This window comes from Nocardioides luteus (assembly GCF_000960475.2).
Classification (GTDB): domain Bacteria; phylum Actinomycetota; class Actinomycetes; order Propionibacteriales; family Nocardioidaceae; genus Nocardioides; species Nocardioides luteus_A.
The window spans coordinates 150,622-174,428 of sequence record NZ_JZDQ02000002.1 but is presented as its reverse complement, the minus strand read 5'-3'; the positions used below and the strand labels follow the sequence as shown (position 1 = coordinate 174,428).

At 69.4% G+C, this 23,807-nt stretch carries 18 protein-coding genes; 11 read left to right on the top strand and 7 right to left on the bottom strand.

Annotation, left to right across the window (positions count from 1 at the left end):
* Positions 1-42 precede the first annotated feature (42 nt).
* A complete protein-coding gene (locus UG56_RS02130; protein WP_045547115.1) occupies positions 43-2,388 on the bottom strand; it encodes a hypothetical protein in 2,346 nt (781 codons plus the stop codon).
* Positions 2,389-2,535: 147 nt separating this feature from the next.
* On the opposite strand from UG56_RS02130, the gene UG56_RS02125 reads away from it, so the two are divergent.
* Positions 2,536-4,473, top strand: coding sequence for a glycosyltransferase (locus UG56_RS02125; protein WP_045547116.1), 1,938 nt, complete (start codon positions 2,536-2,538; stop codon positions 4,471-4,473).
* A 35-nt stretch (positions 4,474-4,508) separates the two neighbouring features.
* Here the strand turns inward: UG56_RS02125 and UG56_RS27405 are convergent, their stop codons facing one another.
* From UG56_RS27405 to UG56_RS02110, 3 genes are all read right to left on the bottom strand, one after another.
* Entirely contained in the window at positions 4,509-6,038 is a 1,530-nt protein-coding gene (locus tag UG56_RS27405) for a class I SAM-dependent methyltransferase (RefSeq protein WP_084100330.1), read from the bottom strand.
* Positions 6,039-6,209: 171 nt separating this feature from the next.
* Positions 6,210-7,364 carry an acyltransferase family protein gene (locus UG56_RS02115; protein WP_045547117.1) on the bottom strand — a complete coding sequence of 385 codons (1,155 nt, stop codon included), beginning with the start codon at positions 7,362-7,364 and terminating at the stop codon, positions 6,210-6,212.
* A 4-nt stretch (positions 7,365-7,368) separates the two neighbouring features.
* Positions 7,369-8,784: a bifunctional cytidylyltransferase/SDR family oxidoreductase gene (locus tag UG56_RS02110; protein WP_045547118.1), complete on the bottom strand. Its 1,416-nt coding sequence runs from the start codon at positions 8,782-8,784 to the stop codon at positions 7,369-7,371.
* Between the two features lie 333 nt (positions 8,785-9,117).
* Between UG56_RS02110 and UG56_RS02105 the strand changes: the two genes are divergently transcribed.
* The 8 genes from UG56_RS02105 to UG56_RS02070 all read left to right on the top strand — a co-directional run bounded on the left by UG56_RS02105 (position 9,118) and on the right by UG56_RS02070 (position 17,962).
* Entirely contained in the window at positions 9,118-10,038 is a 921-nt protein-coding gene (locus UG56_RS02105) for a Rossmann-like and DUF2520 domain-containing protein (protein WP_045547119.1), read from the top strand.
* Positions 10,038-10,907: a pantoate--beta-alanine ligase gene (gene panC / locus UG56_RS02100; RefSeq protein WP_045547120.1), complete on the top strand. Its 870-nt coding sequence runs from the start codon at positions 10,038-10,040 to the stop codon at positions 10,905-10,907. Before UG56_RS02105 ends, panC begins: the two co-directional genes overlap by 1 nt.
* Positions 10,904-11,329, top strand: a complete 426-nt coding sequence (gene panD / locus UG56_RS02095; protein WP_045547121.1) for an aspartate 1-decarboxylase — start codon at positions 10,904-10,906, stop codon at positions 11,327-11,329. Before panC ends, panD begins: the two co-directional genes overlap by 4 nt.
* Positions 11,330-11,338: 9 nt before the next feature.
* Complete coding sequence (locus UG56_RS02090) at positions 11,339-12,994, top strand: L-aspartate oxidase (protein WP_045547122.1); 1,656 nt, start codon at positions 11,339-11,341, stop codon at positions 12,992-12,994.
* Positions 12,994-13,923 (top strand): carboxylating nicotinate-nucleotide diphosphorylase, encoded by a 930-nt coding sequence (gene nadC, locus UG56_RS02085; RefSeq protein ID WP_045547123.1) that lies wholly within the window; start codon positions 12,994-12,996, stop codon positions 13,921-13,923. Before UG56_RS02090 ends, nadC begins: the two co-directional genes overlap by 1 nt.
* A 12-nt stretch (positions 13,924-13,935) precedes the next feature.
* Positions 13,936-14,718 (top strand): type III pantothenate kinase, encoded by a 783-nt coding sequence (locus tag UG56_RS02080; RefSeq protein WP_045547124.1) that lies wholly within the window; start codon positions 13,936-13,938, stop codon positions 14,716-14,718.
* A 120-nt stretch (positions 14,719-14,838) separates the two neighbouring features.
* Entirely contained in the window at positions 14,839-15,162 is a 324-nt protein-coding gene (locus UG56_RS02075; RefSeq protein ID WP_045547125.1) for a histone-like nucleoid-structuring protein Lsr2, read from the top strand.
* Positions 15,163-15,376: 214 nt separating this feature from the next.
* Positions 15,377-17,962, top strand: coding sequence for an ATP-dependent Clp protease ATP-binding subunit (locus UG56_RS02070; protein WP_045547126.1), 2,586 nt, complete (start codon positions 15,377-15,379; stop codon positions 17,960-17,962).
* 163 nt (positions 17,963-18,125) lie between these two features.
* Here UG56_RS02070 and UG56_RS02065 read toward each other — a convergent pair whose 3' ends face one another.
* Positions 18,126-18,992, bottom strand: a complete 867-nt coding sequence (locus tag UG56_RS02065; RefSeq protein ID WP_256206391.1) for an A/G-specific adenine glycosylase — start codon at positions 18,990-18,992, stop codon at positions 18,126-18,128.
* Between the two features lie 80 nt (positions 18,993-19,072).
* Here UG56_RS02065 and UG56_RS02060 point away from each other — a divergent pair, with 80 nt between their 5' ends.
* The gene (locus tag UG56_RS02060) at positions 19,073-19,786 is read left to right on the top strand and encodes a hypothetical protein (RefSeq protein WP_143054871.1); all 714 of its coding nucleotides are present in this window, start codon (positions 19,073-19,075) and stop codon (positions 19,784-19,786) included.
* A gap of 289 nt (positions 19,787-20,075) precedes the next feature.
* Here UG56_RS02060 and disA read toward each other — a convergent pair whose 3' ends face one another.
* Together disA and radA are read right to left on the bottom strand one after the other, a co-directional pair.
* The gene (disA, locus tag UG56_RS02055; RefSeq protein ID WP_052693162.1) at positions 20,076-21,158 is read right to left on the bottom strand and encodes a DNA integrity scanning diadenylate cyclase DisA; all 1,083 of its coding nucleotides are present in this window, start codon (positions 21,156-21,158) and stop codon (positions 20,076-20,078) included.
* A gap of 88 nt (positions 21,159-21,246) precedes the next feature.
* Positions 21,247-22,632 carry a DNA repair protein RadA gene (gene radA / locus UG56_RS02050; protein WP_045547129.1) on the bottom strand — a complete coding sequence of 462 codons (1,386 nt, stop codon included), beginning with the start codon at positions 22,630-22,632 and terminating at the stop codon, positions 21,247-21,249.
* Between the two features lie 123 nt (positions 22,633-22,755).
* Here radA and UG56_RS02045 point away from each other — a divergent pair, with 123 nt between their 5' ends.
* Positions 22,756-23,793 carry a LacI family DNA-binding transcriptional regulator gene (locus UG56_RS02045; RefSeq protein ID WP_084100324.1) on the top strand — a complete coding sequence of 346 codons (1,038 nt, stop codon included), beginning with the start codon at positions 22,756-22,758 and terminating at the stop codon, positions 23,791-23,793.
* Positions 23,794-23,807: the final 14 nt, after the last annotated feature.

The following is a 23,807-nucleotide window of genomic DNA, read 5'->3' as shown; positions in this document are numbered from 1 at the left end:
CGAGGGGGACGCGCCATCGGTGCTGGTGGGCTCAGCCCAGGATCACGGCAGCCGGGCCAGAGCCGGCTTGTTCACCGAGGTCTTGCCGGGGATCGCGTTCCAGCGCTCCGGCAGGACCGTACGGTGCGGGCCGACCTCGAGGAGGACCACGTTGCGGTAGGTCATCCCGTAGGTCTCGACGTAGGGCGCCAGCGAGGCGAGCAGGCCCTTGTCGCGCCACTGCTTGGCGTCGAGCACGAGCACCTCGATGTCGAAGGCGTCGAAGTCGAAGGCGTGCCGCTGGTGGCCGTCACGACGCAGCTCGGCCGCCTCGGTGGTGCGCTCGGCCTGCTTGTTGGCGGCGGCGTGGATCTGCTGGAAGCCGCTGACCCCGCGGGTGCCGACGACGTCGGTGGCAGCCAGCAGGTTGCCCTCGAGGTCGGTGTCGGCCAGGCCGGCGATGTCCTCGGTGAGCACCGCGGAGACCGGCAGGATCACGAGCTTGTCCACGTCGGGGAGCAGGTCGGCGACCACGAGCCGCTCGAGCTGGCCGATCGGCAGCAGGCTGCCGTCGGGCTGCTTGATGCCGTCGAAGCCGGAGACGTCCAGCGCGCTGAGCGTGATGCCCGGCCGGGCGAGCTCGTCGAGCCGCAGGTCGGTGCCGCCGGTGTGGACCCACAGGTGGACCGGACGGGACGAGTACGCCGCGATCGACTTGATCAGCCGGCGCAGCTTCGGGCGCTGCTTCGGGCGGGCCGAGACGGCGACGTGGATGGCGTCGGCCGGGACCTGCTCCGGGGTCCTGACCGGGTTGCTGCGTACGTCCTCGGCGATCGAGCTGACCAGCTCGCCGACCTTGCGGGCGCCGGCGCGGCGCTCACGGGCGATCTCGACCTCGGCGGCGTTCATCTCGCGCCACAGCGTGTAGACGTCCTCGACGCTCGCGCCGGAGAAGATCTTGGTGAGGATCTTCTCGAGCCGGTCGTTCATGCTCTCCCGGATGCCGTCGAACTCGTCCGGCGTGAGCGGGTTGAGGCCGGCGAAGCGGGGGTCGGAGAGGTTCTTCGGACGGAAGTCGATGTCGATGCCGATGCTGCGACCGGGCAGGTAGCAGTGCAGGCGGCTGGTGACCAGCTTGCGGTGGTCGCGGCGGTAGCCCTCGAGCATCGTGATCGCGTCGTCGATGTTCTGCACGAACGGACGGAACCGGACCTCGTCGAGGCCACCCTGGGCGTAGGTCGGGGCACCCTCGGGGATGGAGCCGTCGAAGACGTCGACGTAGCCGACGGGAGCGTCCGGGCCGGGGAGCTCGGTGGCGTCGGGGAAGACCGTCGAGACCGTGGTGGTGAGGCAGCCGGAGAAGAAGGCGGGCACGCCGACGGAGAGCAGGATGTCGACGGTCGTCCAGTCGCGGCAGCCGATCGGGGCGTACTGCTTCAGGTAGTCGATCGTCTCGTCGGTCATCATGGCGCGGGTGCTGCAGTGGAACGAGACGAAGATCGGGCGCAGGTTCTTGTGGAACGGCATCCCGTAGCGCATCTCGAAGATGGGGTGCATGTACCACCCGAAGCCGAGCATCCAGGTGTCCTTCGGGACCGGCTGGTACATCGACGCGTCGCGCTGGAGGGTCATCAGCTGGACCTTGGCCGAGAGGCCCTCGCGTACGCGCTCGGGACGGACCCGGTCGCGCAGCCGCTCGGCGAGGTCGTCGAGCTCGGACTCGCCGGTGAACTCCAGGTCCTTGTGGCGCACCACGTGACCGAGGGAGGCGAGGGTCTGGACGTGGTCGCCGATGTTGGCCGAGGCACGGGAGCGGCCGGGGTGGCCGTAGTCGACGACGGCGTAGGAGACGGTGCCCTCCGGCGCGGCCGGGGCCTCGGGCTCGTCGTTGTCGGCGGCGACCCACGAGCGCAGCCAGTCACGGCTCTCGACGACCCACTTGGTGTCGCCCTTGGTGCCGTCGCCGACGGCCTCGTCGAGCCGGGCGTAGAGGCTGCGGGCCAGCTCCTGGTCGCCGAAGCCGAAGACGCGGCTGGTCATCGCGAGCCACGCGCGGCCCGGGACGTACGCAGCGCCGGACTCGGCGAGGTCGCGCAGGGTCGCGCGGGTGGCGTCGGGGTCGACGTGGAGGCCGGACATGACGTACTCGTCGGCGGCCTTCGCGGCCCACTGCTCCACCGGGATGCCCTGGAAGAGGGCCCAGGCGCGCTCGTAGAAGCCCCCGCCGGCCGCGTTGACCGCACCCTCGAGGTCAGCGGCGACGACGAGCGGCTCGACCTCGATCGAGATCGGTGCCGGCTTCGCGGGCTGCGGTGCGCCCTCCGAGATGGACGGGACCCGGGCGGTCAGGCTCTGACGCAGGCGCTCGGGAAGCAGCTGGCGAGCGAGTCGTCGAGCTGGGCTGGCCATGGGACTCCTTCATTGATGGTTCGACGCATTGTCGTTGGGCGGAGCCGCGTTGTTCGCGGTCCGTTCACACGGTCCCCCCTATGATCCAGACCGGATATCCTGCCCGAAGAATCGGCAATCCCCAAAGACGCCGACTAACCTCTGCGCATGCCGATCCCCAACCCCCGCGAGCAGGTCGCGCTCCCTGAGGGCCGCTACCTCACGATGTGCAACGAGATCGCGACGAAGTTCGGTGGGCAGACCCGGGCGATGATCATGCGCAACCGGCTGATCACGCAGCACACCGGGATCCCGACCACGCTGCTGACCACCGAGTCGAAGCCCGTCTACGACGAGGTGCGCCAGGTGCTGCGCGACTCGGGCCAGCTGATCGAGGGCATGGAACTGCTCAACCTCTACGAGTGGTATCGCCAGCACACCCCCACCGACGAGCCCGACGAGTCCGTCGCCGCGCTCGGTGGGCGACTGGCCGAGGTGCCCGGCACGACCACCTCGGACGTGCTCCACCCGGACGGCACCGTCTACTACACCGCTCACTCCCAGTCGGGGAAGGACCTGGCGCGCGACTACCGTCGCGCCGACGGGTCGATCTACCTGCGCGCGCCCGGTCCGGGTGCCCCCGCCGCGTCCCGGGTGCCCTACATCCTGACCGACGCCGAGGGGCTTCCGATCCGGTCCTGGGAGACCGTCGGCGGCTGGCTGTGGCACTGGTTCGAGATCCTCGCCGGCGACGCCGAGCGGGTCTTCTTCGTGACCGACTCCCGGTTCGCGCTGCGTGACGTCATGCCCCGCCAGGACGACCGCTTCTACTTCCTCCACCTCATGCACAACAACCATGTGGTGAAGGAGCGGCGCTGGAACTCCCAGCTCTCGGGCAAGTACGCGCCGCTGCTCGACAACATCCACGAGTACGACGCCCTCGTGAACCTGACCCACCGCCAGTCCGAGCACATCGCGATGCGCTACGGCTCGACCTCGCACCGGTTCGTCGTGCCCAACCCGGTCGAGCTGCCGGAGCTGCCCGAGACCATGCCCGAGCGCGAGCCGGCGACCTTCGTCACCGTCGCCCGCCTCGAGCCGCAGAAGCGCCTCGAGCACGCCATCAAGGCCTTCGCGAAGGTGATCGAGAAGCGGCCCGAGGCCAAGTTCCAGATCTACGGCGACGGCAAGCTCTACAAGCCGCTCGCGGACCTGATCGAGACCCTCGACGTCGGCAAGAACGTCCAGCTCATGGGCCACGACCCGCGGGCCAAGGAAGCGCTGCTGCACGCCACCGGCTTCATCATGACCAGCGTCAACGAGGGCTACCCCCTGGCGACGCTCGAGTCGCTCTCCTTCGGCTGCCCGGTGATCAGCTACGACATCAACTACGGTCCGCGCGAGCAGATCAGCGACGGTGTCGACGGCTTCATCGTCGAGGCCGAGGACATCGACGCCGTCGCCGAGCGCTGCATCCGGATGATCGACGCCCCCGAGATGGTGGCCGAGATGTCCCGCAAGGCGCTGGAGAAGGCGAGCAAGCACACCTGGCGCGCCTTCCTCGAGGACTGGCGGGTCGCCTTCGAGGGCGCGGTCGCGCAGCGGCCCGGCCGGATCGAGAAGGCACGTGCCCGCCTCGACGTCCACGCCCTCGGCTGGGCGCGGCCGATGCCCGAGGGTGTCGCGACCCGGCTCCCCGGTCCGGCCAGCCGGCTGGGGCGCACCCAGGCGAGCTCGGCGGCCTTCCGCGACTCCCGTACGCTCCGTTTCGACGCCACGCTCCACGTGATCGGCGAGTGGCCCAAGGGCGTGATGGCCGACCGGATCGTCACCCTCGACGCCGTCTGCAACGAGACCGGCGAGGTCGCCTCGCTGCCGCTCGAGGTCTCGCCCGAGGGCCGGGGCGCCTTCCGGCTCTCCTCCCGGTTCGACCTCGCCGAGGTCTTCGAGGAGTTCTCCGCCGACTCCCGCAACCTGGACCTGCGGCTCCGGTTCACCGTCCACAACTGGAACTGGCAGACCAGGCTCGGCCGGCCGCGTGACGTACGGCCGAACTTCGAGGTGTCGTTCGGTCCGAACGACGTGCTGCACCTGCAGCGACGCTGATCCGGGTGTAGGAATACCCGGTTAACCGGGTATTCCTACAGGCCTTTTTCGCCTACACGGACCACGTGGAGTTTCATCCGCCGCTCCAGCCGGAACCCGGGCCGGCCCTGGAAGTACTCGTCGACCGCGTCGCGGCACCCGCTGTAGTGGAAGTAGTCGTCCAGGACGATCCGGCCGCCCACGACGAGGTGCGGGACGATCCGCTCCAGGCAGGTCATCGTCGACTCGTACCAGTCGCCGTCGAGGTGGGCGAAGGCCACCGGCTCGTCGATCCGCAGCGTGTCCTGGAACAGGCCCTGCACCAGCTCGACGTTGTGCTCGGCCGGGTCGATCCCGTGGCGGGCGAACGAGGCGCTGACCTCGTCGTAGAGGTTGTCGCGGTAGCCGTAGTAGGTCTCCCCGCCGATCCCCTTCGAGGCACCGCTGACGATGGTGCGGTAGCGCTGGTGCACGTCCTCGCCGTCGCGCTCGGACGGCTCCGGGATCATCCCGAACACGTCGTAGACCTTCATCGGCCGCTTCGGGTCCTTCGCCGCCGCCATCACGATCGCGGAGCCGCCGAGCGCGGCCCCGGTCTCGATGATCAGCCCCGGCCGGTCCTGGAGGTCGGCGTCCAGCACCTGGCGCGCGAGCACCTCGAGGTTCTCGGGCTTGAGGTAGGTGAGGTGCTCGGCTCGGACGCCGTCGAGGACGGTGCGGACCTCGGCGGGCAGCGGGAGGTCGGCCAGGGGGTCGCGTACGGACTCCCGGGTGCGGATGGTCTCCGCCCTCAGCCGCTCGACCTCGGCCTCGAGGTCGGCGGTGGTCCGGGCGACCTTCTTCTCGGTCTCCGGCCGCGCCGATGCGGTGGGCGTCTCCGTGAGCGGCTTGCGCGCGACCACGACGTAGTTCTTCGGCATCCCGCGCTCGAAGCGTCGGCCGGAGACCTCGAGCCTGGCGTAGAGGCGGCTGAGGTGGACGGCGAGCTTCCGGTTGAGGAGCACGATCGGGGCGACGTAGGCGAGCTTCCAGCGCAGTCCCCGCCCGCGGAGCTCGTCGACGCTCTCGGGGAGGTTCTTCGCCATCAGCTGGTAGCTGTAGGCGACCGTCCCGAAGTAGCCCTCGAGCCAGTTCATCCGGGCGATCTCGAAGCCTGTCTCCTCGAACATCTTCCGTAGCGAGAACTGCGTGTAGCGGAAGAAGTCGTAGGGCTTCTGGTGCTCGGCGAAGAAGAGCGGCGCGGAGAGGAAGATCCGGCCGCCGGGCTTGAGCACCCGGTAGAGCTCGGCGACGGCCTTCTCCGGCTCGGGCACGTGCTCGAGGACCTGGTTGCAGATCACCCGGTCGAAGTGGCCGTCGTCGACCGGGATGTCGGTGATGTCGCAGACGTAGTCCAGGGGTGCGTACGCCGAGCTGAGCTGAGCGAAGTCAGCGGCCTCGTAGTGGGCGTGCTTGAACAGCCCCCGATAGGGCGAACGTCCGGCCCCGGCGTCGAGCACACGCATGCCACGCTTGGTGCCTTTGGCGAAGCGCGCCATCTCCTGGCGCAGGCGTACACGGGATGGATTGACGTGCCGGGGCCGCATGGAGCGACACTAGGGCATGTCTGGCGAATCCACGCCCGCTACGCGACGTTTCGCATCCGATCTGGCTGCGTTGCCGCCGCTCGACAGCCTCCAGGATGCCTTCGCAGCGGACGCCTTGCCAGATCGGCCCGAAACGCCGCTCGCGGCCGCCGTGTCTTCACCAGACATGCCCTAGCGCTGCTTCAGCGGCGTCTCTCGTAAACCGCGCAAGACGGCGTCGCGCACCGGATCGTGCAGGCGGCGCTCGACCAGGTAGTGGAGAGCGATGGCCAGCACGAGAGCGGTCGACACCGCGGCGGCCAGGACGACGTACTCGTCGTAGCGGCCGTGGAACGTGTCGATCACCCAGAACGCGAACTGCGCGTGGATCAGGTAGAGCGGGTACGTCAGCGCCCCGAGCGTCGTCAGGAAGCGTGCCTCCACCCGGCCCAGCGGGCCGGCCGAGACCAGCCAGACGAGCGCCGCGAACGCCACGATCGCCCAGCCGGTGACCGCCGGCGAGACGGTGGCGCCGACGAGCTCGGTCGCCCGGTCGGCGTACTCCGTCGCCTGACGGATGCCGAGGATCACGTTGTAGGCCACCGCGAGCCAGGCGATGAACGAGTTGCCGAACCGGTAGATCAGGAACAGCGCCATGCCCATCGCGAAGAACGGGGCGTACTCGGCGAAGAGCAGCGAGTTGAGCACGCCGGAGTCGGTCGCGCGGGCGATCTGGGCGATCAGCGGCCACAGGAAGACCATCGCGATGACCCGCTGCTTGGTGATCCCGAGGAGCAGGAAGATCCCGATCAGCAGGTAGAACTTGAGCTCGATCCAGAGCGTCCAGAAGGCACCCTGGGCGCTGAGCACGTTCCAGGCGTCCTGGGTCATCGTCATGTTGATCAGGCCGCCCACGAAGCCCTGGTCGCGGCCGCCCTTCCAGTAGGCCTGGAGGATCAGCGTGATGATCACCGCGACCCAGTAGGCGGGGAAGAGCCGGGCGACGCGGGAGGAGACGAACCGGGGCAGGTCGCGTCCCCACGCGGTCATCAGGATCACGAAACCGCTGATGATGAAGAAGAGCTCCACGCCGAGGTAGCCATAGCGGGTGACGTGGTTGAGGGTCGGGAAGACCTCGCGGGGGTCGACGCCCCAGTAGGGGGTCGAGATCCCGGTCAGGTGGTAACCGACGACGACGGCTGCCGCGAGGAACCGGAGCGCGTCGAGCGCGCCGAGCCGGGAGCGGCGTACGACCTTGGTGGGGGCGGGGGCCGGGTCGGGGGCGGGGGCCGCGTCCGCGGGGGCGGTCGAGGTGTCGGCCGGGGCGCTGGTCGGGGCGCTGGTCATCGGATCAGTTCCCCGCCGCGGCGTCCAGGGCCTCCTGGATCGGGTCGATGCGGCGCAGGTCGATGACGTGGCCGGTGCTCGACGCGATCAGGGTCTCCAGCGACGCCCGGGCGACCGCCTTCGACTCCAGGAGCGTGTGGGAGGGCTCCTGGCCGAACGCCTTGGTGCGCATCGGGGTCGCGGTGCGCTCGGGGTTGATCGCGTTGACGCGTACGCCCTGGTCGGCCCACTCGTCGGCGAGCGCCTGGGTCAGGTTGACGGTGGCCGCCTTGGCGGAGGAGTAGAGCGCGTAGCCGCGGCGACCGCGGGTGTAGGAGCTCGAGGTGAAGAAGAGCAGGGAGCCCTTCGCGCGGGCGAGGTAGGGGAAGAACTCCTGGGCGATCAGGACCGGCGCGATGTAGTTGATCTCGGTCGCGCTGTAGATCGTCTCCTCGGACACGGTGGCGAGCTCGCCACGGGGCAGCACGCCGGCCGTGTTGACGACGAAGTCGATCGAGCCGAAGCGCTTGCCGGCGTCGGCCGCCGCGGCGACGATGTCGGCCCGCTTGGAGACGTCGGTGTTGGTGGCCGAGCGGCTGTAGGAGGCGACGTTGGCGCCGTAGGACTCGGCCAGCTCCGCGATGTCGGCGCCGATGCCGTAGCTGCCGCCGAAGACGACCATGTTCTTGCCCTCGAGGGCGGCCCGGTAGTCGTCCTCGGACTTCTGCGGGAACTGCTGGTGGGCGGTGAGCTGGAAGAGCTTGTCGGCGATGTAGACGTCGATCGGCTCGGTGACCTTCATGTTCTGCTCGTGGCCGTCGACCACCCAGATCTTGGTGTCGGGCAGGTACTTCAGCACCACGCTGCAGTCGTCGGTCGCCTTGAACGTCGGGTCCTGGTCGGCGATCTCGTAGGCGCGCTTCAGGGTCGAGGCGAGGAAGGCCTGCGGGGTCTGGCCGCGGCGCAGCCGCGAGCGGTCCGGGATCTGCGCGATGGTGTTGTCGTCGTTGAGCTCGATGATCGTGTCCGCGGACGGGATCGCCACGTCGACGGCCTGGTAGGTCACCAGCGCCTTGAAGCAGTCGGTGATCACGTCCTCACTGAGCAGCGGACGTACGGCGTCGTGGAGGAGTACGTTGCAGTCCTCGCCCTCGGGGAGGGCGGCCAGGGCGCGCTTGGTCGTCTCGTTGCGGGTCTCGGCGCCCTCGAGGATCTTGGAGACCTTCGGGTAGCGGCCGTCGCGGGTCATCGCGTGCACGGCGTCGAGGTGGCCCGGGGCCATCAGGATGATGATCTCGTCGATCTGGGGGTGGCGGTCGAGCACACCGAGGGTGTGCTCCATGATCGGCATCCCGGCGATCTTGATGAGCTGCTTCGGGATGTCGAGACCCACGCGGGAGCCCACACCGCCGGCAAGCAGCACGGCAACGTTACGAAGCACTGAACTCTGACCCTTTGATAGATGACGAGGAGCCGTGGATTCTTCCACGTTGCTCGCGGTTGACTCCAATGCTGGGGGAGAGGTGGTACCCAGCCGTTGGTTCAGCGTGTGATCCGCGGCATGGCCACCGCTGGTGTGATCGCAGTCACTGCAGCGTGATGTTTCGGAAGAGTGTCCGGCGGCGTACCTTTGTTTCGGCTTCGTTGAAGCGAAGCCCGAAACAATACAGCTCGGTCACGGTGGCTGAGCAGGCAGGCACAACGTCTGGTACCCAACCCGGCTCCGCTCACCAGGGGGAGTGGTCGGAGGGACTGGAACGAAAGGTCTACAACCATGAACCCACTCAGGGTGGGCGTCGTCGGCGCGGGTCGCGTCGGGGCCGTCCTTGCTGCAGCACTTCGGTCCGCCGGTCATGAGATCGTCGCGGTCGCCGGAGAGTCCGACGCCTCTCGCGCGCGGATCGCCTCTCTTCTCCCGGGTGTCCCGGTCGAGAAGCCGACCGCTGTCGCCCGCGCGTGCGACCTCCTTCTTCTCACCGTCCCCGACGACATGCTCGGCAACGTCGTCCGGACGATGGTCGATGCCGGTGCGATCCGACCCGGGATGTACGTCGCCCACACCTCCGGTCGCCACGGCCTGGCGATCCTGGAGCCGGCCGCCGCGATCGGCGCCCACGTGATGGCCGTCCACCCGGCGATGACCTTCTCCGGCACGTCGGTCGACCTCGCCCGCCTCTCCGGCTGCGTCTTCGGCCTGACCGCCGCCACGCCGGCCGACCGGGGCTTCGCCGAGGCGCTGGTCCACGACCTCGGTGGCAACCCGATGTGGGTGCCCGAGGAGATGCGGACGCTCTACCACGCCGGTCTCGCCCACGGTGCGAACCATCTGGTCACCCTCGTGACCGAGGCGATGGAGATCCTCGCCGCCGCCGGCGCCACCGACCCCGCGGGCACGCTGCGGCCGCTGCTGACCGCCGCCCTCGACAACGCCCTGGAGCACGGCGACGCGGCGCTGACCGGACCGATCGTCCGTGGCGACGCCGGCACGGTGGCCGCCCACCTCGACGACATCCGCACCAACGCTCCGCAGACCCTGGCGTCGTACGTCTCGATGGCGCGGGCCACGCTCGACCGGGCCGTCTCCGACGGGCGGCTGCTGCCCATCCGGGCGCTCAAGATCAAGAACTTGCTCGACGACGCCGACCGTGCAGCCGTGCAGCCGCTGCCGCGTCCCGCCCACCTCTGGAACCAGTGATGACCGTTCTCGCCTCCACTCGCGAGGAGCTCGCGAAGCTCCTCGACTCCGCCCGCCGCGACGGCATCCCTGTCGGGTTCGTGCCGACGATGGGCGCGCTCCACGAGGGCCACGCCTCGCTGATGCGGGTCGCCCGCGAGCGGGTCGGGTCCACTGGCCCTGTCGTGGTGTCGATCTTCGTCAACCCGCTCCAGTTCGGCGCGGGCGAGGACCTCGACCGCTACCCGCGCACCCTCGAGGCGGACCTGGAGGTCTGCGAGCGGGAGGGCGTCGACGTCGTCTTCGCACCGTCGGTGGAGGAGGTCTACCCAGGTGGTGACCCGCAGGTCACCGTGGCCCCCGGGCCGCTCGCCGAGGTGCTCGAGGGCAAGACCCGCCCGGGCCACTTCGGCGGCGTGCTCACCGTCGTCGCGAAGCTGTTCGGGCTGGTGAAGCCCGACGTCGCCGTCTTCGGCGAGAAGGACTACCAGCAGCTCGCCCTCATCCGCCGGATGGCGGCCGACCTGTGCCTCGGCGTCGACGTGGTCGGCGCACCGACGCAGCGCGAGCCCGACGGGCTGGCCCTCTCCTCGCGCAACCGCTACCTCTCGCCCGAGCAGCGGGAGGAGGCGACGACGCTGTCGCGCGCCCTCTACGCAGCGCAGGCCGAGGCCGGGCACGGCGTCGAGGCCGCGCTCCAGGCGGCTCGCGCCGAGCTGCGTCGCGCGAAGGGGGTCGACCTCGACTACCTCGTCATCACCGACCCCGCCCTGGCAGCGCTGCCCACCGACCCGGAGCCGGCCACCGAAGCCCGGATCCTCATCGCCGCCCGGGTCGGCACGACCCGCCTCATCGACAACATGAGCCTCACGATCGGAGCATCCCGATGACTCGTCTGCGCACCATGATGACCGGCAAGATCCACCGCGCCACGGTCACCGAGGCAGACCTCCACTACGTCGGCTCGGTCACCGTCGACGCCGATCTCCTCGACGCCGCGGACATCCTCCCCGGCGAGCTGGTCTCCATCGTCGACATCACCAACGGTGCCCGGCTGGAGACCTACACGATCGCCGGCGAGCGCGGGTCGGGTGTCCTGGGGATCAACGGCGCCGCCGCCCACCTCGTCCACCCCGGCGACCTCGTCATCCTCATCGCGTACGCGCAGATGAGCACCGAGGAGGCGAAGGCTCTCGAGCCGCACGTCGTCCACGTGGACGAGGCCAACCACATCGTCGCGCTCGGCTCCGACCGGAGCGAGCCGGTTCCAGGGACCGACCAGATGCGTGGACCGCTCGTTCTCACGCAGTAGCGTGCCGCTATGAACATCGAGCTCCTGTCCGCCCGCGATCCGGGCTGGACCGAGTGGGCGGACGTGATCGTGGTGGGCTCGGGGATCGCCGGGTTGACCGCGGCGCTGCGGCTGAAGGACCAGGTCGAGCGGGTCGCGGTCGTCACCAAGGACGTGCTCCAGGCCGGCTCGACGCAGTGGGCCCAGGGCGGCATCGCGGCGGCGCTCGGCGAGGGTGACACCCCTGCTCAGCACGAGGTCGACACGCTCGTGGCCGGCGCCGGGGCGTGCGACCTGGAGGCCGTACGCGTCCTGGTCGGTGAGGGCGCCGAGGCGGTCCGCGAGCTGATCGAGTGGGGGGCCGAGTTCGACAAGGACCCGGCCGGCAACCTGTCGCTCACCCGCGAGGGCGGTCACCGCCGCGACCGGATCGCGCACGCCGACGGCGACGCGACCGGGGCCGAGATCCAGCGCGCGCTGATGGAGGCCGTGCGACGGGCTCCGGAGATCCTGGTCTTCGAGCACGCCATGGTCGTCGACCTGCTCACGGCCGCCGACGGCGGCGTGGCCGGCCTGACCATCCACGTGATGGGCGAGGGCGACGCCGACGGCGTCGGGATCGTGCGTACCCGGGCCGTCGTGCTGGCCTCCGGTGGCCTCGGCCAGGTCTTCTCCCAGACCACCAACCCCGCCGTCGCGACCGCCGACGGCATGGCGATCGCGCTGCGGGCAGGAGCGACGCTGCGCGACCTCGAGTTCGTCCAGTTCCACCCGACCGTGATGTATCTGGGTGAGGACTCCCGCGGCCAGCAGCCGCTGATCTCCGAGGCCGTACGCGGCGAGGGCGCCTTCCTGGTCGACTGGGACGGCAACCGGCTGATGGAGGGTGTGCACGAGCTCGGCGACCTCGCGCCGCGAGACATCGTCTCCAAGGCGATCATGAAGCGGATGCTCGAGACCGGCCACCCCAACATGTGGCTCGACGCCCGCCACCTCGGCCGTGAGTTCTGGGAGAAGCGCTTCCCCAACATCCTGGCCTCCTGCGAGCAGCACGGGGTCGACCCGTCGGCCGACCTGATCCCGGTCGCGCCGGCCTGCCACTACGCCTCAGGTGGCGTCCGCACCGACCTGTGGGGTCGTTCGGACGTACCCGGGCTCTACGCCACCGGCGAGGTCGCGTGCAGCGGCGTCCACGGTGCCAACCGGCTCGCCTCCAACTCCCTTCTCGAGGGACTGGTCTTCTCGCGCCGGATCGCCGAGGTGCTGCCCGGCGAGCTGCGCCAGCTCGAGGATCCCGCCCCCGGCGCCGGACGGGTGCTCGTCCCGGGCAACGCGCTCAAGCAGCTGCAGGAGACGATGACGACCAAGGTCGGCGTGCTCCGCAACGCGACCGGTCTCGCCGAGGCGATCGACGAGCTCGAGCAGCTCGGGAGCACCCCGGCGGCCGAGATCGACCCGGCGGCCTGGGAGGCGACCAACCTGCTGACCGTCTCGCTCGCGCTGGCGAAGGCGGCGCTGCTGCGCGAGGAGACCCGCGGGTCCCACTGGCGCGAGGACTTCGCCGAGCGCGACGATGCCGGGTTCGCCGGCCACTTCGACGTTCGGCTCCGGGACGGCGAGACTGTCGTCAGCTTCACCCCGGCCCCAGCGACCGACCGCACCACCTCAACCATGGCAGGAGCCTGATGACCATCCGACGCGTGCCCTTCGACGAGATCCCGCAGTCGCTGCGCGACGAGCTGACCAGTGCCGGCCTGGACGCCGGCGAGGTCTACGACGCAGTGGAGCTCGCTCTCGACGAGGACCTGCCCTCGGCCGCCCCCGGTGACATGCCCAGTGAGGACGTGACCTCCGTGGCCACGATCGCCCCCGACTCGACCGGGATCGGCGTCTTCGCCGCCCGGGAGGACGGCGTGGTGGCCGGCCTCGGCGTGGCCGAGCTCGTCTTCGCGTACGTCATGGGGGATCACGTCACGGTCACCGACCGCGTCAAGGACGGGTCGAAGGTGAAGGCCGGCGACGTCATCATGCGGATCGCCGGGCCGACCCGCGGGCTGCTGACCGCGGAGCGTACGGCTCTCAACTACGCCTCCCACCTCTCCGGTGTCGCCACCGGTGTCGCGGCCTGGACCGAGGCGCTGGAGGGCACCGGCGCCCAGGTCCTCGACACCCGCAAGACGCTGCCGGGCTTCCGGGCGCTGGAGAAGTACGCCGTCCGTTGCGGCGGCGGCGCGAACCACCGGATGTCGCTCTCCGACATGGCGCTGGTCAAGGACAACCACATCGTCGCCGCGGGCGGGGCGGTGCAGGCCTACGAGGCCGTGAAGTTCGCCTACCCGGACGTGCCGATCGAGGTGGAGGTGACCACGCTCGAGGAGCTCAAGGCGCTCCTCGACGCCGGCTGCGGCCGGATCATGCTCGACAACATGTCGACGGCGATGATGAAGGAGGCCGTCGAGATCACCGCCGGCCGTGCGGTGCTCGAGGCGTCCGGCGGGCTGACCCTCGACCGGGCCCGCGAGGTCGCCGAGACCGGTGTCGACTATCTCTCCGTCGGTGCGCTGACCCACTCGGTGAAGGTCTTCGACATCGGCTTCGACCTGTCCGAGGGCTGAGGCGTCCCCGCCATGTCCCTGCTCGCGGTCAACATCGGTAACAGCCACACGGTTCTCGGGCTGATCGCCGACGGCGTCGTGTCCGCGGACTGGCGGGTCTCCACGCTCGAGCACCGCACCGCCGACGAGTGGTGGGCGCTGCTGCGGGGGACCATGGGCGACCCGCTGGTGGCGGGCATCTCCGGGGTGGTGGTCTGCGCGACCGTGCCCTCGGTGCTGCACGAGTGGCGCGAGATGATCGCCCGCCACCTGGGCTCGGTCGCGAGCGTGGTGGTCGAGCCGGGCGTACGCTCCGGCATCCCGATCCTCATGGACAACCCGCGCGAGGTCGGCACCGACCGGATCGCCAACGCGGTCGCCGCGGTGACCCTTCATGGCGGACCCGCGATCGTGGTCGACTTCGGCGGGACGGCGACGACCTTCGACGTGGTCAACGCCGCCGGGCAGTACGTCGGTGGCGCGATCCTGCCCGGGATCGAGCTGTCGTTGGAGGCTCTGGGGCGGCGCGGCGCGCAGCTGCGGAAGGTCGAGCTCGCCCGGCCCCGGTCGGTGATCGCCAAGAACACCGTCGAGGCGCTGCAGTCCGGAATGGTCTTCGGGGTCGCCGCCCAGGTCGAGGGTCTGGTCGCCCGGATCATCGCGGAGCTGGATGTCCCCACCGATGAAGTCACCGTGATTGCGACCGGCTATCTCGCGGAGTTCGTTCTGGGCGAGAGTAAATGTTTCTCGACGCATTCTCCGTGGCTGACGTTGCAAGGTCTCGAGCTCATATTCCAACGAAATGTCATTCGTTAGTTTTTTCAGTATGGCGACCTGTTGATTCATCTGGATCGTATGTAATGCTATGGGCATCTCGCTTAACGGCGATGGCTATATTCGGCCCGTTTCCGGGTGAAGAGCAGTGAAGGTAGGAACATGGCTAAGAAGGTTCAGATCATCCTCGAGGATGACATCGACGGCTCGGAAGCTGCAGAGACGGTGTCTTTTGCCCTGGACGGCACCTCTTACGAGATTGATCTCAGCGATGCCAATGCGGCAAAGCTTCGTGATTCTCTCGCTCTCTTCATCGGCCACGCGCAGAAGGTGAGCGGTCGTCGTGGGAGCGCCAAGAAGGCGCCTGCTGCCGGTGGGTCCACCCCGAAGGTCATGCGCGAGTGGGGCAAGGCCAACGGTTACACCGTTCCCGACCGCGGCCGCATTCCGGCCGATGTCCGAGCGGCTTTCGAAGCGGCTCACTGACCGACCGTCGCACCGCACCGAACGACCGGCTGCCGCGCCCTCCGGGGCGCGGCAGCCGTCTTTGTCCGGGGCCGGCCGTGGAGGGGGACCGTCCGGCGTACGAAACGCTTGTTCGCTCTCAGCGCACGGATCGCGTTGTGTTGTCGGGAACGCGTAGGCTGTCTGCGGGGTTGAATCTTGGTGACGCCCCAGAATTCTTAGGAGAGATGCGTACATGTTCGAGCGGTTCACTGACCGAGCCCGCCGGGTGGTCGTGCTGGCCCAGGAAGAGGCCCGCATGCTCTCCCACAACTACATCGGGACCGAGCACATCCTGCTCGGCCTCATCCACGAGGGCGAAGGCGTCGCGGCCAAGGCCCTCGAGTCCCTCGACATCTCGCTCGAGGCGGTGCGCAACCAGGTCGAGGAGATCATCGGCCAGGGTCAGCAGGCGCCGTCCGGGCACATCCCGTTCACGCCGCGTGCCAAGAAGGTGCTCGAGCTGTCCCTGCGCGAGGCGCTGCAGCTCGGCCACTCCTACATCGGCACCGAGCACATCCTGCTCGGCCTGATCCGTGAGGGCGAGGGCGTCGCGGCCCAGGTGCTGCAGAAGCTCGGCGCCGACCTCAACCGGGTCCGCCAGCAGGTCATCCAGCTGCTCTCGGGCTTCCAGGGCAAGGAGGGCCAGGCCGGCACCTCCGGCGCCACCGCGTCGACCGGCACCACCTCGACCGAGGCTCCTTCTTCCAGCCTCGTGCTCGACCAGTTCGGCCGCAACCTGACCCAGGACGCCCGTGAGGGCAAGCTCGACCCGATCATCGGTCGCGAGGGCCAGATCGAGCGCGTCATGCAGGTGCTGTCGCGGCGTACGAAGAACAACCCGGTCCTCATCGGTGAGCCCGGCGTCGGTAAGACGTCGATCGTCGAGGGCCTGGCCCAGGACATCGTCAAGGGCAACGTTCCCGAGACGCTCAAGGACAAGCAGATCTACACGCTCGACCTGGGTGCGCTCGTCGCCGGCTCGCGTTACCGCGGTGACTTCGAGGAGCGCCTCAAGAAGGTGCTCAAGGAGATCAAGACCCGCGGCGACATCGTGCTGTTCATCGACGAGATCCACACTCTTGTCGGTGCCGGTGCGGCCGAGGGCGCGATCGACGCCGCCTCGATCCTCAAGCCGATGCTGGCTCGTGGCGAGCTGCAGACCATCGGTGCGACCACGCTGGACGAATACCGGAAATACCTGGAGAAGGACGCCGCTCTCGAGCGCCGTTTCCAGCCGATCCAGGTGCCGGAGCCCTCGATCGCGGTCGCGATCGAGATGCTCAAGGGCATCCGCGACCGTTACGAGGCCCACCACCGGGTGACGATCACCGACGAGGCTCTGGTCTCCGCGGTGACGCTGGCCGACCGTTACATCTCCGACCGGTTCCTGCCGGACAAGGCGATCGACCTGATCGACGAGGCCGGCTCGCGTCTGCGGATCCGCCGGATGACGGCCCCCGCCGACCTGCGGGAGTACGACGACAAGATCGCCGACGTGCGCCAGCGCAAGGAGGCCGCGATCGACGGCCAGGACTTCGAGGCGGCGGCGCGTCTGCGCGATGAGGAGAAGCAGCTCATCGCCAAGAAGGCCGAGCGTGAGAAGGCCTGGCGTGCCGGCGACATGGACGAGGTCGCCGAGGTCGACGAGGAGCTGATCGCCGAGGTTCTCGCCGTGGCGACCGGCATCCCGATCGTCCAGGTCAACGAGGAGGAGTCCCAGCGCCTTCTGCGCATGGAGGACGAGCTCCACAAGCGCGTCATCGGTCAGGACGAGGCGGTCAAGGCCCTGTCCCGCGCCATCCGACGCACGCGTGCCGGTCTGAAGGACCCGAAGCGCCCCGGCGGGTCGTTCATCTTCGCCGGTCCGTCCGGTGTCGGTAAGACCTGGCTGTCCAAGACGCTCGCCGAGTTCCTCTTCGGCGACGAGGACGCGCTGATCCAGCTCGACATGTCGGAGTTCGGCGAGAAGCACACCGTCTCGCGACTCTTCGGTTCGCCTCCGGGCTACGTCGGCTACGAGGAGGGCGGCCAGCTCACCGAGAAGGTGCGCCGCAAGCCGTTCTCCGTGGTCCTCTTCGACGAGGTCGAGAAGGCCCACCCGGACATCTTCAACTCGCTGCTGCAGATCCTGGAGGAAGGTCGCCTGACCGACTCCCAGGGCCGCGTGGTCGACTTCAAGAACACCGTGATCATCATGACCACCAACCTCGGCACGCGGGACATTGCGAAGTCGGTCAACCTGGGCTTCTCCCAGGCCAGCGACGCCGCGGGCTCCTACGAGAAGATGAAGGCCAAGGTCTCCGACGAGCTCAAGCAGCACTTCCGTCCGGAGTTCCTCAACCGTGTCGACGAGGTCATCGTGTTCCCGCCGCTGTCGCAGGAGCAGATCATCGCGATGGTCGACAACATGATCGGTGCCGTCGAGATCCGCCTCAAGGACCGCGACATGGGCATCGAGCTCACCACGGCCGCGAAGAAGCTGCTCGCCGAGCGCGGTTTCGACCCGGTCCTGGGTGCTCGTCCGCTGCGCCGCACGGTGCAGCGCGAGATCGAGGACGTGCTCGCCGAGAAGATGCTCTACGGCGACATCGGCCCCGGCTCGATCGTCGTCGTGGACGTCGAGGGCGAGGGTCCGGCCGCGAAGTTCACCTTCGAGGGTCAGAAGCGTTCCTCCATCCCGGACGTTCCCCCTCTCGAGGGCGCGACCGTGACCGATATCGAGCTCCCCGACCAGGATGAGCCGATCAACATCGAGAAGCCCAAGCCCGACTCGGAGTAGTCGGTCAATAGCGACGCCCCGGCCGTTTAGGCCGGGGCGTTTGCTTTATCCCCGCCGAGTCGGCAGAAATGCCGGCCGAGACGTCAGTTGCGGCGGCCGAGACGTCAGTTGTGGCGGACGAAAGTAGAGTTTCGTCCGCCATTTCTGCGGTTTCGGCTGGAGGTTAGGGGAGGGCGAAGAAGTCTGGTTCCACCTCGGTGGCGAGATTGTCCTTCAGCAGTCCCTCGAGGGCGCGTTTGCGTTGGGTCTCGTCGGACCAGACGACGTCGAGGCGGCTGCGGTGGACGGGGGAGTCGGCGTCGCGCAGCACGGCGAGAAGCCGGCCGCGGCACTGGCGATCGGTGCCGGCCCAGGTCTGGACCTTACGAGGAGGACCGTCGTACGCGGGATGGCCGGCCGCGCGCCAGGCGCAGAGGTCCGTGACGGGGCAGCGGGCGCAGGACGGGTTGGCGGCCGTGCAGACGAGGGCGCCGAGCTCCATCACCGCGACCGACCAGGTGGCGGCGGTGGGCTCGTCCTGAGGGAGTACGCCGGCGGCGAGCTCGCGCTCGGCCTTGTTCACCGACTGCGCGGGGAACTCGACGCCGCTGAGCGTCCTGGCGAAGACGCGGCGTACGTTCGTGTCGAGGACCACGTGGCGCTTGTCGTAGGCGAAGGTCGCGATCGCGGCCGCCGTGTAGTCGCCGACGCCGGGGAGTGCGATGAGCTCGTCGTAGGAGTCGGGCACCTCGCCGCCGTGGTGCTCGACGATCGCGGTGGCGGCCGCGTGCAGGCGTAGCGCCCGGCGGGGGTAGCCGAGGCGGCCCCAGGCGCGTACGGCCTCGCCGGTCGGCTCCGCGGCCAGGTCGGCGGGGGTCGGCCATCGCTCGAGCCAGGCCTCGTGGATGGGAAGCACGCGGGAGACCGGGGTCTGCTGGAGCATGAACTCGCTGACCATCACCGACCATGGAGTCGCGGTGGCGGATCGCCACGGGAGGTCGCGGGCGTTGGCGTCGTACCAGTCCAGAACGGCGTCGTGGAGTTCGGTCACACCCAGATTGTGCCGTGCGACAGGTATTGCCACGGAGTGGCACCCCGAAACCTGCGCGTGTGGTCACTACGGTGTCGCCTATGGCCCGTGGGAGAAGGACTGGAGGACGACTGCCGGCCTCGGTCTACTGGCGCCGGCGGCTGGCGGTGCTCGGCATCGTCCTGCTCCTGGTCGTCGGGATCTCGCGCTTCTTCCTCAGCGGTTCCGACGCGGCCGACGACACCGCGACCCCGGTGGCCGACGAGCCCACGGCGACCGTGACCGTCACGCCGACGCCGAGCGCGAAGCCGTCGAAGGAGGCGGGCAGCGCGGGCAAGCCCAAGAAGCCGAAGAGCAGTGCACCGCCCGAGCCGACCGGCGAGTGCTCGCCCTCCGACATCGTCGTCGAGCCTGCCGTCACCGACGGCTACTCCTACGACAACGTCACCATCCCGCTGCAGCTGCGCACCGTGAAGGCGTCCGCCTGCACCTGGAAGCTGTCCGCCGACGCTCTTCAGGTCCGGATCTCGCAGAAGGGCGGCGACCTGGTCTGGTCCACGGTCGACTGCCCCAAGGCGGTGCCGACCAAGGAGATCGTCGTACGCCGCGACGCCGTCACCACTCTCCCGCTCACCTGGACCGGCCGCCGTGTCGTCGCCGGCGAGTGCACCGGCCACGGCCCGTGGGTCAAGCCGAACTTCTTCGTGATCGTCGCCGCCGCCCTCGGTGGCGAACCCGCATCCGCCACCTTCGGCCTCTACAAGCCCGGCACCGCCCTGTCGCGTACGGAACCCGACTCCCCGGTCGCCCGATAGCCGAGGCGTCAGCCCGGTCGGTCGAGGCGTCAGCCCGGTCGGTCGAGGCGTCAGCCCGGTCGGTCGAGACGTCAGCCCGGTCGGTCGAGACGTCAACTAGGACGGCCCAGACGTCAGCTAGGACGGCCGAGACGTCAACTAGGACGGCCGAAACGTCAACTAGGACGGCCGAGACGTCAGTCCGGTCGGGCGAGAGGGTCAGCCCGTGCCAACTCGGCCGACGTAAGTGACGTCTCGGCCGACGTACCTGACGCTTCGGCCGACGGGGCCGACGCCTCGGCAGAGAGGGTCAGACGTAGCGCTCGAGGATGGTGGACTCGGCGAGGCGGGAGAGGCCTTCGCGTACGGAGCGGGCGCGGAGCTCGCCGACGCCTTCGACGGCCTGGAGGTCGTCGACGCTGGCGGAGAGGAGCTTCTGGAGGGTGCCGAAGTGGTCGACCAGGCGGTCGACGACGGCGGGTGGGAGGCGGGGGACCTTGGCGAGGAGGCGGTAGCCGCGCGGGGCCACGGCGCCGTCCAGAGCATCGGACGTGGTCAGGCCCAGCACCCGGGCGGTGGCGGCGGGGTCGACTAGCTCGGCGGAGTTGAGCGCCTCGAGCTCGGCGAGCAGCTCCTCGGGCGAACGGGCGCGCCGGCCGCGGGGGAGATAGTCGCGGATGACCATCTCGCGCTCAGCGTCGACGCCGGTGATGAGCTCCTCCAGCTGGAGGGACAGCAGCCGGCCGTCGGTGCCGAGCTCGAGCACATAGTCCTCGATCTCGCGGGCGATGCGGGTGACCATCTCCAGGCGCTGCGCCACGACGGCCACGTCGCGCACGGTCACCAGGTCCTCGATCTCCAGCGCCGACAGGGTGGAGGCCACCTCGTCGAGCCGCAGCTTGTAGCGCTCCAGGGTCGCCAGCGCCTGGTTGGCGCGGGAGAGGATCTGGCCGGAGTCTTCCAGGACGTGGCGGGTCTCCCCGACGTACGCAGCGATGATCTGCATCGACTGGGACACCGAGATCACCGGGTGACCGGTCTGCTTCGCGACCCGGTCGGCGGTGCGGTGGCGGGTGCCGGTCTCGGTCGAGGGGATGGTGTGGTCGGGCATCAGGTGGACGGCGGCCTGCACGATGCGGCTCAGCGAGTCGTCGACGATGATCGCCCCGTCCATCTTGGCGAGCTCGCGCAGGCCGGTGGAGGTGAACGGTACGTCGAGGGTGAAGCCACCGGTCGAGATGCCGTCGACCATCTTGTCGTGGCCGAGGACGATCAGCGCGCCGGTGCGGCCGCGAAGGATGCGCTCGAGCCCATCACGCAGCGGCGTTCCGGGCGCGATCAGAGCGAGCGTCTCGCGCAGTCGGATGGAGTCCGCGGTGCGGTCGGCGGGCACGAGGATCCTTTCGGAGTGGGATGGGGTGATTCTAACCGTGGATCCAACCGTAATGCCGAGAACGTTCGGCCACGAGTCACCAAGCCGATCACACCAAGCGGAGGAATTCCAGCGCGGCACTGATGCTGTGCACCTCAAAGACACGCATCCCGTCGACATCGCGCTCCTTGGGACGGTTGGGCACCGGAGCTCCCGGGTCGGCAGGTACGACCGCGACGGTGAACCCCAGCCGCGCCGCTTCCGAGAGCCGCTGGTCGAGATCCCGCACCCGGCGCAGCTCTCCGGCGAGGCCGATCTCCCCGAGCGCCACCACCCCGCGTGGCGTCGGTGTGCCGGTGTGGCTCGACGCCACCGCCAGCGCCATCGCCAGGTCGGCGGCCGGGTCGCTGATCCGGGCTCCGCCGACGGTGGAGGCGAAGACGTCGCGACCGGAGAGGCCGACCCGCGCGTGACGCTGCAGCACGGCGAGGATCATCGCGAGCCGGGAGCCGTCCAGCCCCGAGGTCGTACGTTTCGCCCGCTCCTCCGCGCCCAGCACGGTCAGCGCCTGGATCTCGGCGAGCAGCGGCCGGCGGCCCTCCATCGTCACGGTGACGCAGGTGCCGGGGACCGAGACGTGATGGGTCTCCACGAAGAGACCCGACGGGTCGGTGACCGCCACGATGCCCTCCGAGGACAGGTCGAAGCAGCCCACCTCGTCGACGGGCCCGAAGCGGTTCTTCATCGCCCGCACCATCCGGAAGCGTGAGTCGCGGGCGCCCTCGAAGTGGAGGACCACGTCGACCAGGTGCTCCAGCACCCGCGGCCCGGCGATCGCTCCGTCCTTGGTCACGTGGCCGACCACGACGGTGGTGATGTTGCGGGTCTTGGCGACCCGGATCAGCGCCGCCGCCACCTCGCGCACCTGGGTCACGCCACCGGGAACGCCCTCGACGCCGGAGGCGCCGATGGTCTGCACGGAGTCGACCACGATCAGGTCGGGCCGGGTCTCCTCGATGTGGGTCAGCACGGCGCCGAGGTCGGTCTCGGCGGCCAGATAGAGCTCGTCCTGGATGGCGTTGGTCCGATCGGCGCGCAGCCGCACCTGCGACGCCGACTCCTCGCCCGTCACATACAGAGCGCGCCGCCCGTAGCGCGCGGTCTGCGCCGCGACCTCGAGCAGCAGCGTCGACTTCCCGACGCCCGGCTCGCCGGCCAGCAGGATCGCGGCTCCCGGCACCAGCCCACCACCGAGGACCCGGTCGAGCTCCGGCACGCCCGACGTACGCCGCTCCGACTCGGTCACCGACACCGTCCCGATCGGCACCGCCGCGGTGGAGACGGGGGCCGCCTGCGTACGTCCGATCGGGGCCGCCGCCTCGGCGACCGACCCCCAGGCCTGGCACTCGCCGCAGCGGCCGACCCACTTCGCGGTCTCCCACCCGCACTCGGAGCAGCGGTAGGTGGCACGTTTGGACGAACGAGCGGTAGCCATGGCCAGCAACTTAGACCAAGGCACCGACAAGGAATGGGGCCTAAAGCGTCCCAGGGGGCCAGCAGTCGTTACCATGGCTTGGAACGATCCAGAGTTCCACATCGGCATCAAGGGAGGCAGAGCGTGGCGGTGCCGCGTTCCGGCGGTCATATCTCGGCCGCTCCGCCGACCCTGGCGGACGTCGCGGAGCTGGCCGGCGTGTCCCGCCAGACGGTCTCCAACGCGGTCAACAACCCTGATCTGCTGCGCGCCGACACCCTGGCCCGGGTGCAGGACGCGATCGACAAGCTGGGCTACCAGCCCAACCGCGCCGCCCGCAGCCTGCGGACCAGGGCGAGCCACCTGATCGGCCTGCGGATGCCCGCCCTCCAGGAGGGCACCGCCAACGCGATGATGGACCGGTTCGTGCACAGCTTCGTCGAGGCCGCGGCCGAGACCGGCTACCACGTCCTCCTCTTCTACGGCGACCCCGCCGACCCGCTCGACGGCTACGACGAGCTGCTCCGGTCGACCGCGGTCGACGCGTTCGTGGTGACCGACACCCACCTCGGCGGCCAGCAGACGACCTGGTTGCAGTCGCGGCGCGCACGGTTCGTCTCCTTCGGACGACCCTGGACCCAGCCCGACGCCAAGCACCCGTGGGTCGACGTCGACCTCGCCTACGGCGCCGAGATCGCGACCGAGCACCTGATCGAGCGCGGCCACTCCAAGATCGCCTGGATCGGCTGGCACAAGGACTCGCTCCTGGGTGAGGAGCGGCGAAGCGGCTGGATCCACGCGATGCACACCCACGGCCTCTCGACCACCGGCCTGGCCTCGCGCACCGAGGACTCGATCAGCTCGGGCAAGGCCGCTGCCGACGCGATCCTCGACGAGACCGAGCCCACCGCCCTCGTCTGTGCCTCCGACACGCTCGCGATGGGTGTGCTCCATGCGCTCTTCGAGCGACGCCTCCGTCTCGGTGAGGACATCGCGGTCGTCGGCTTCGACGACTCCCAGGTCGCCCAGACGGTGCCGCCGGGCATCACCTCCGTACGTCCTCCCCTCGAGGAGGCCGCGCGCGAGCTGGTCAAGGCGCTCGAGGAGCTCCTCGCCACCCCGTCCTACGCCGCGCCCGGTGTGATGCTGAAACCCGCCCTGACCGTCCGAGGGTCTTCATAGACGGACGGATCCGC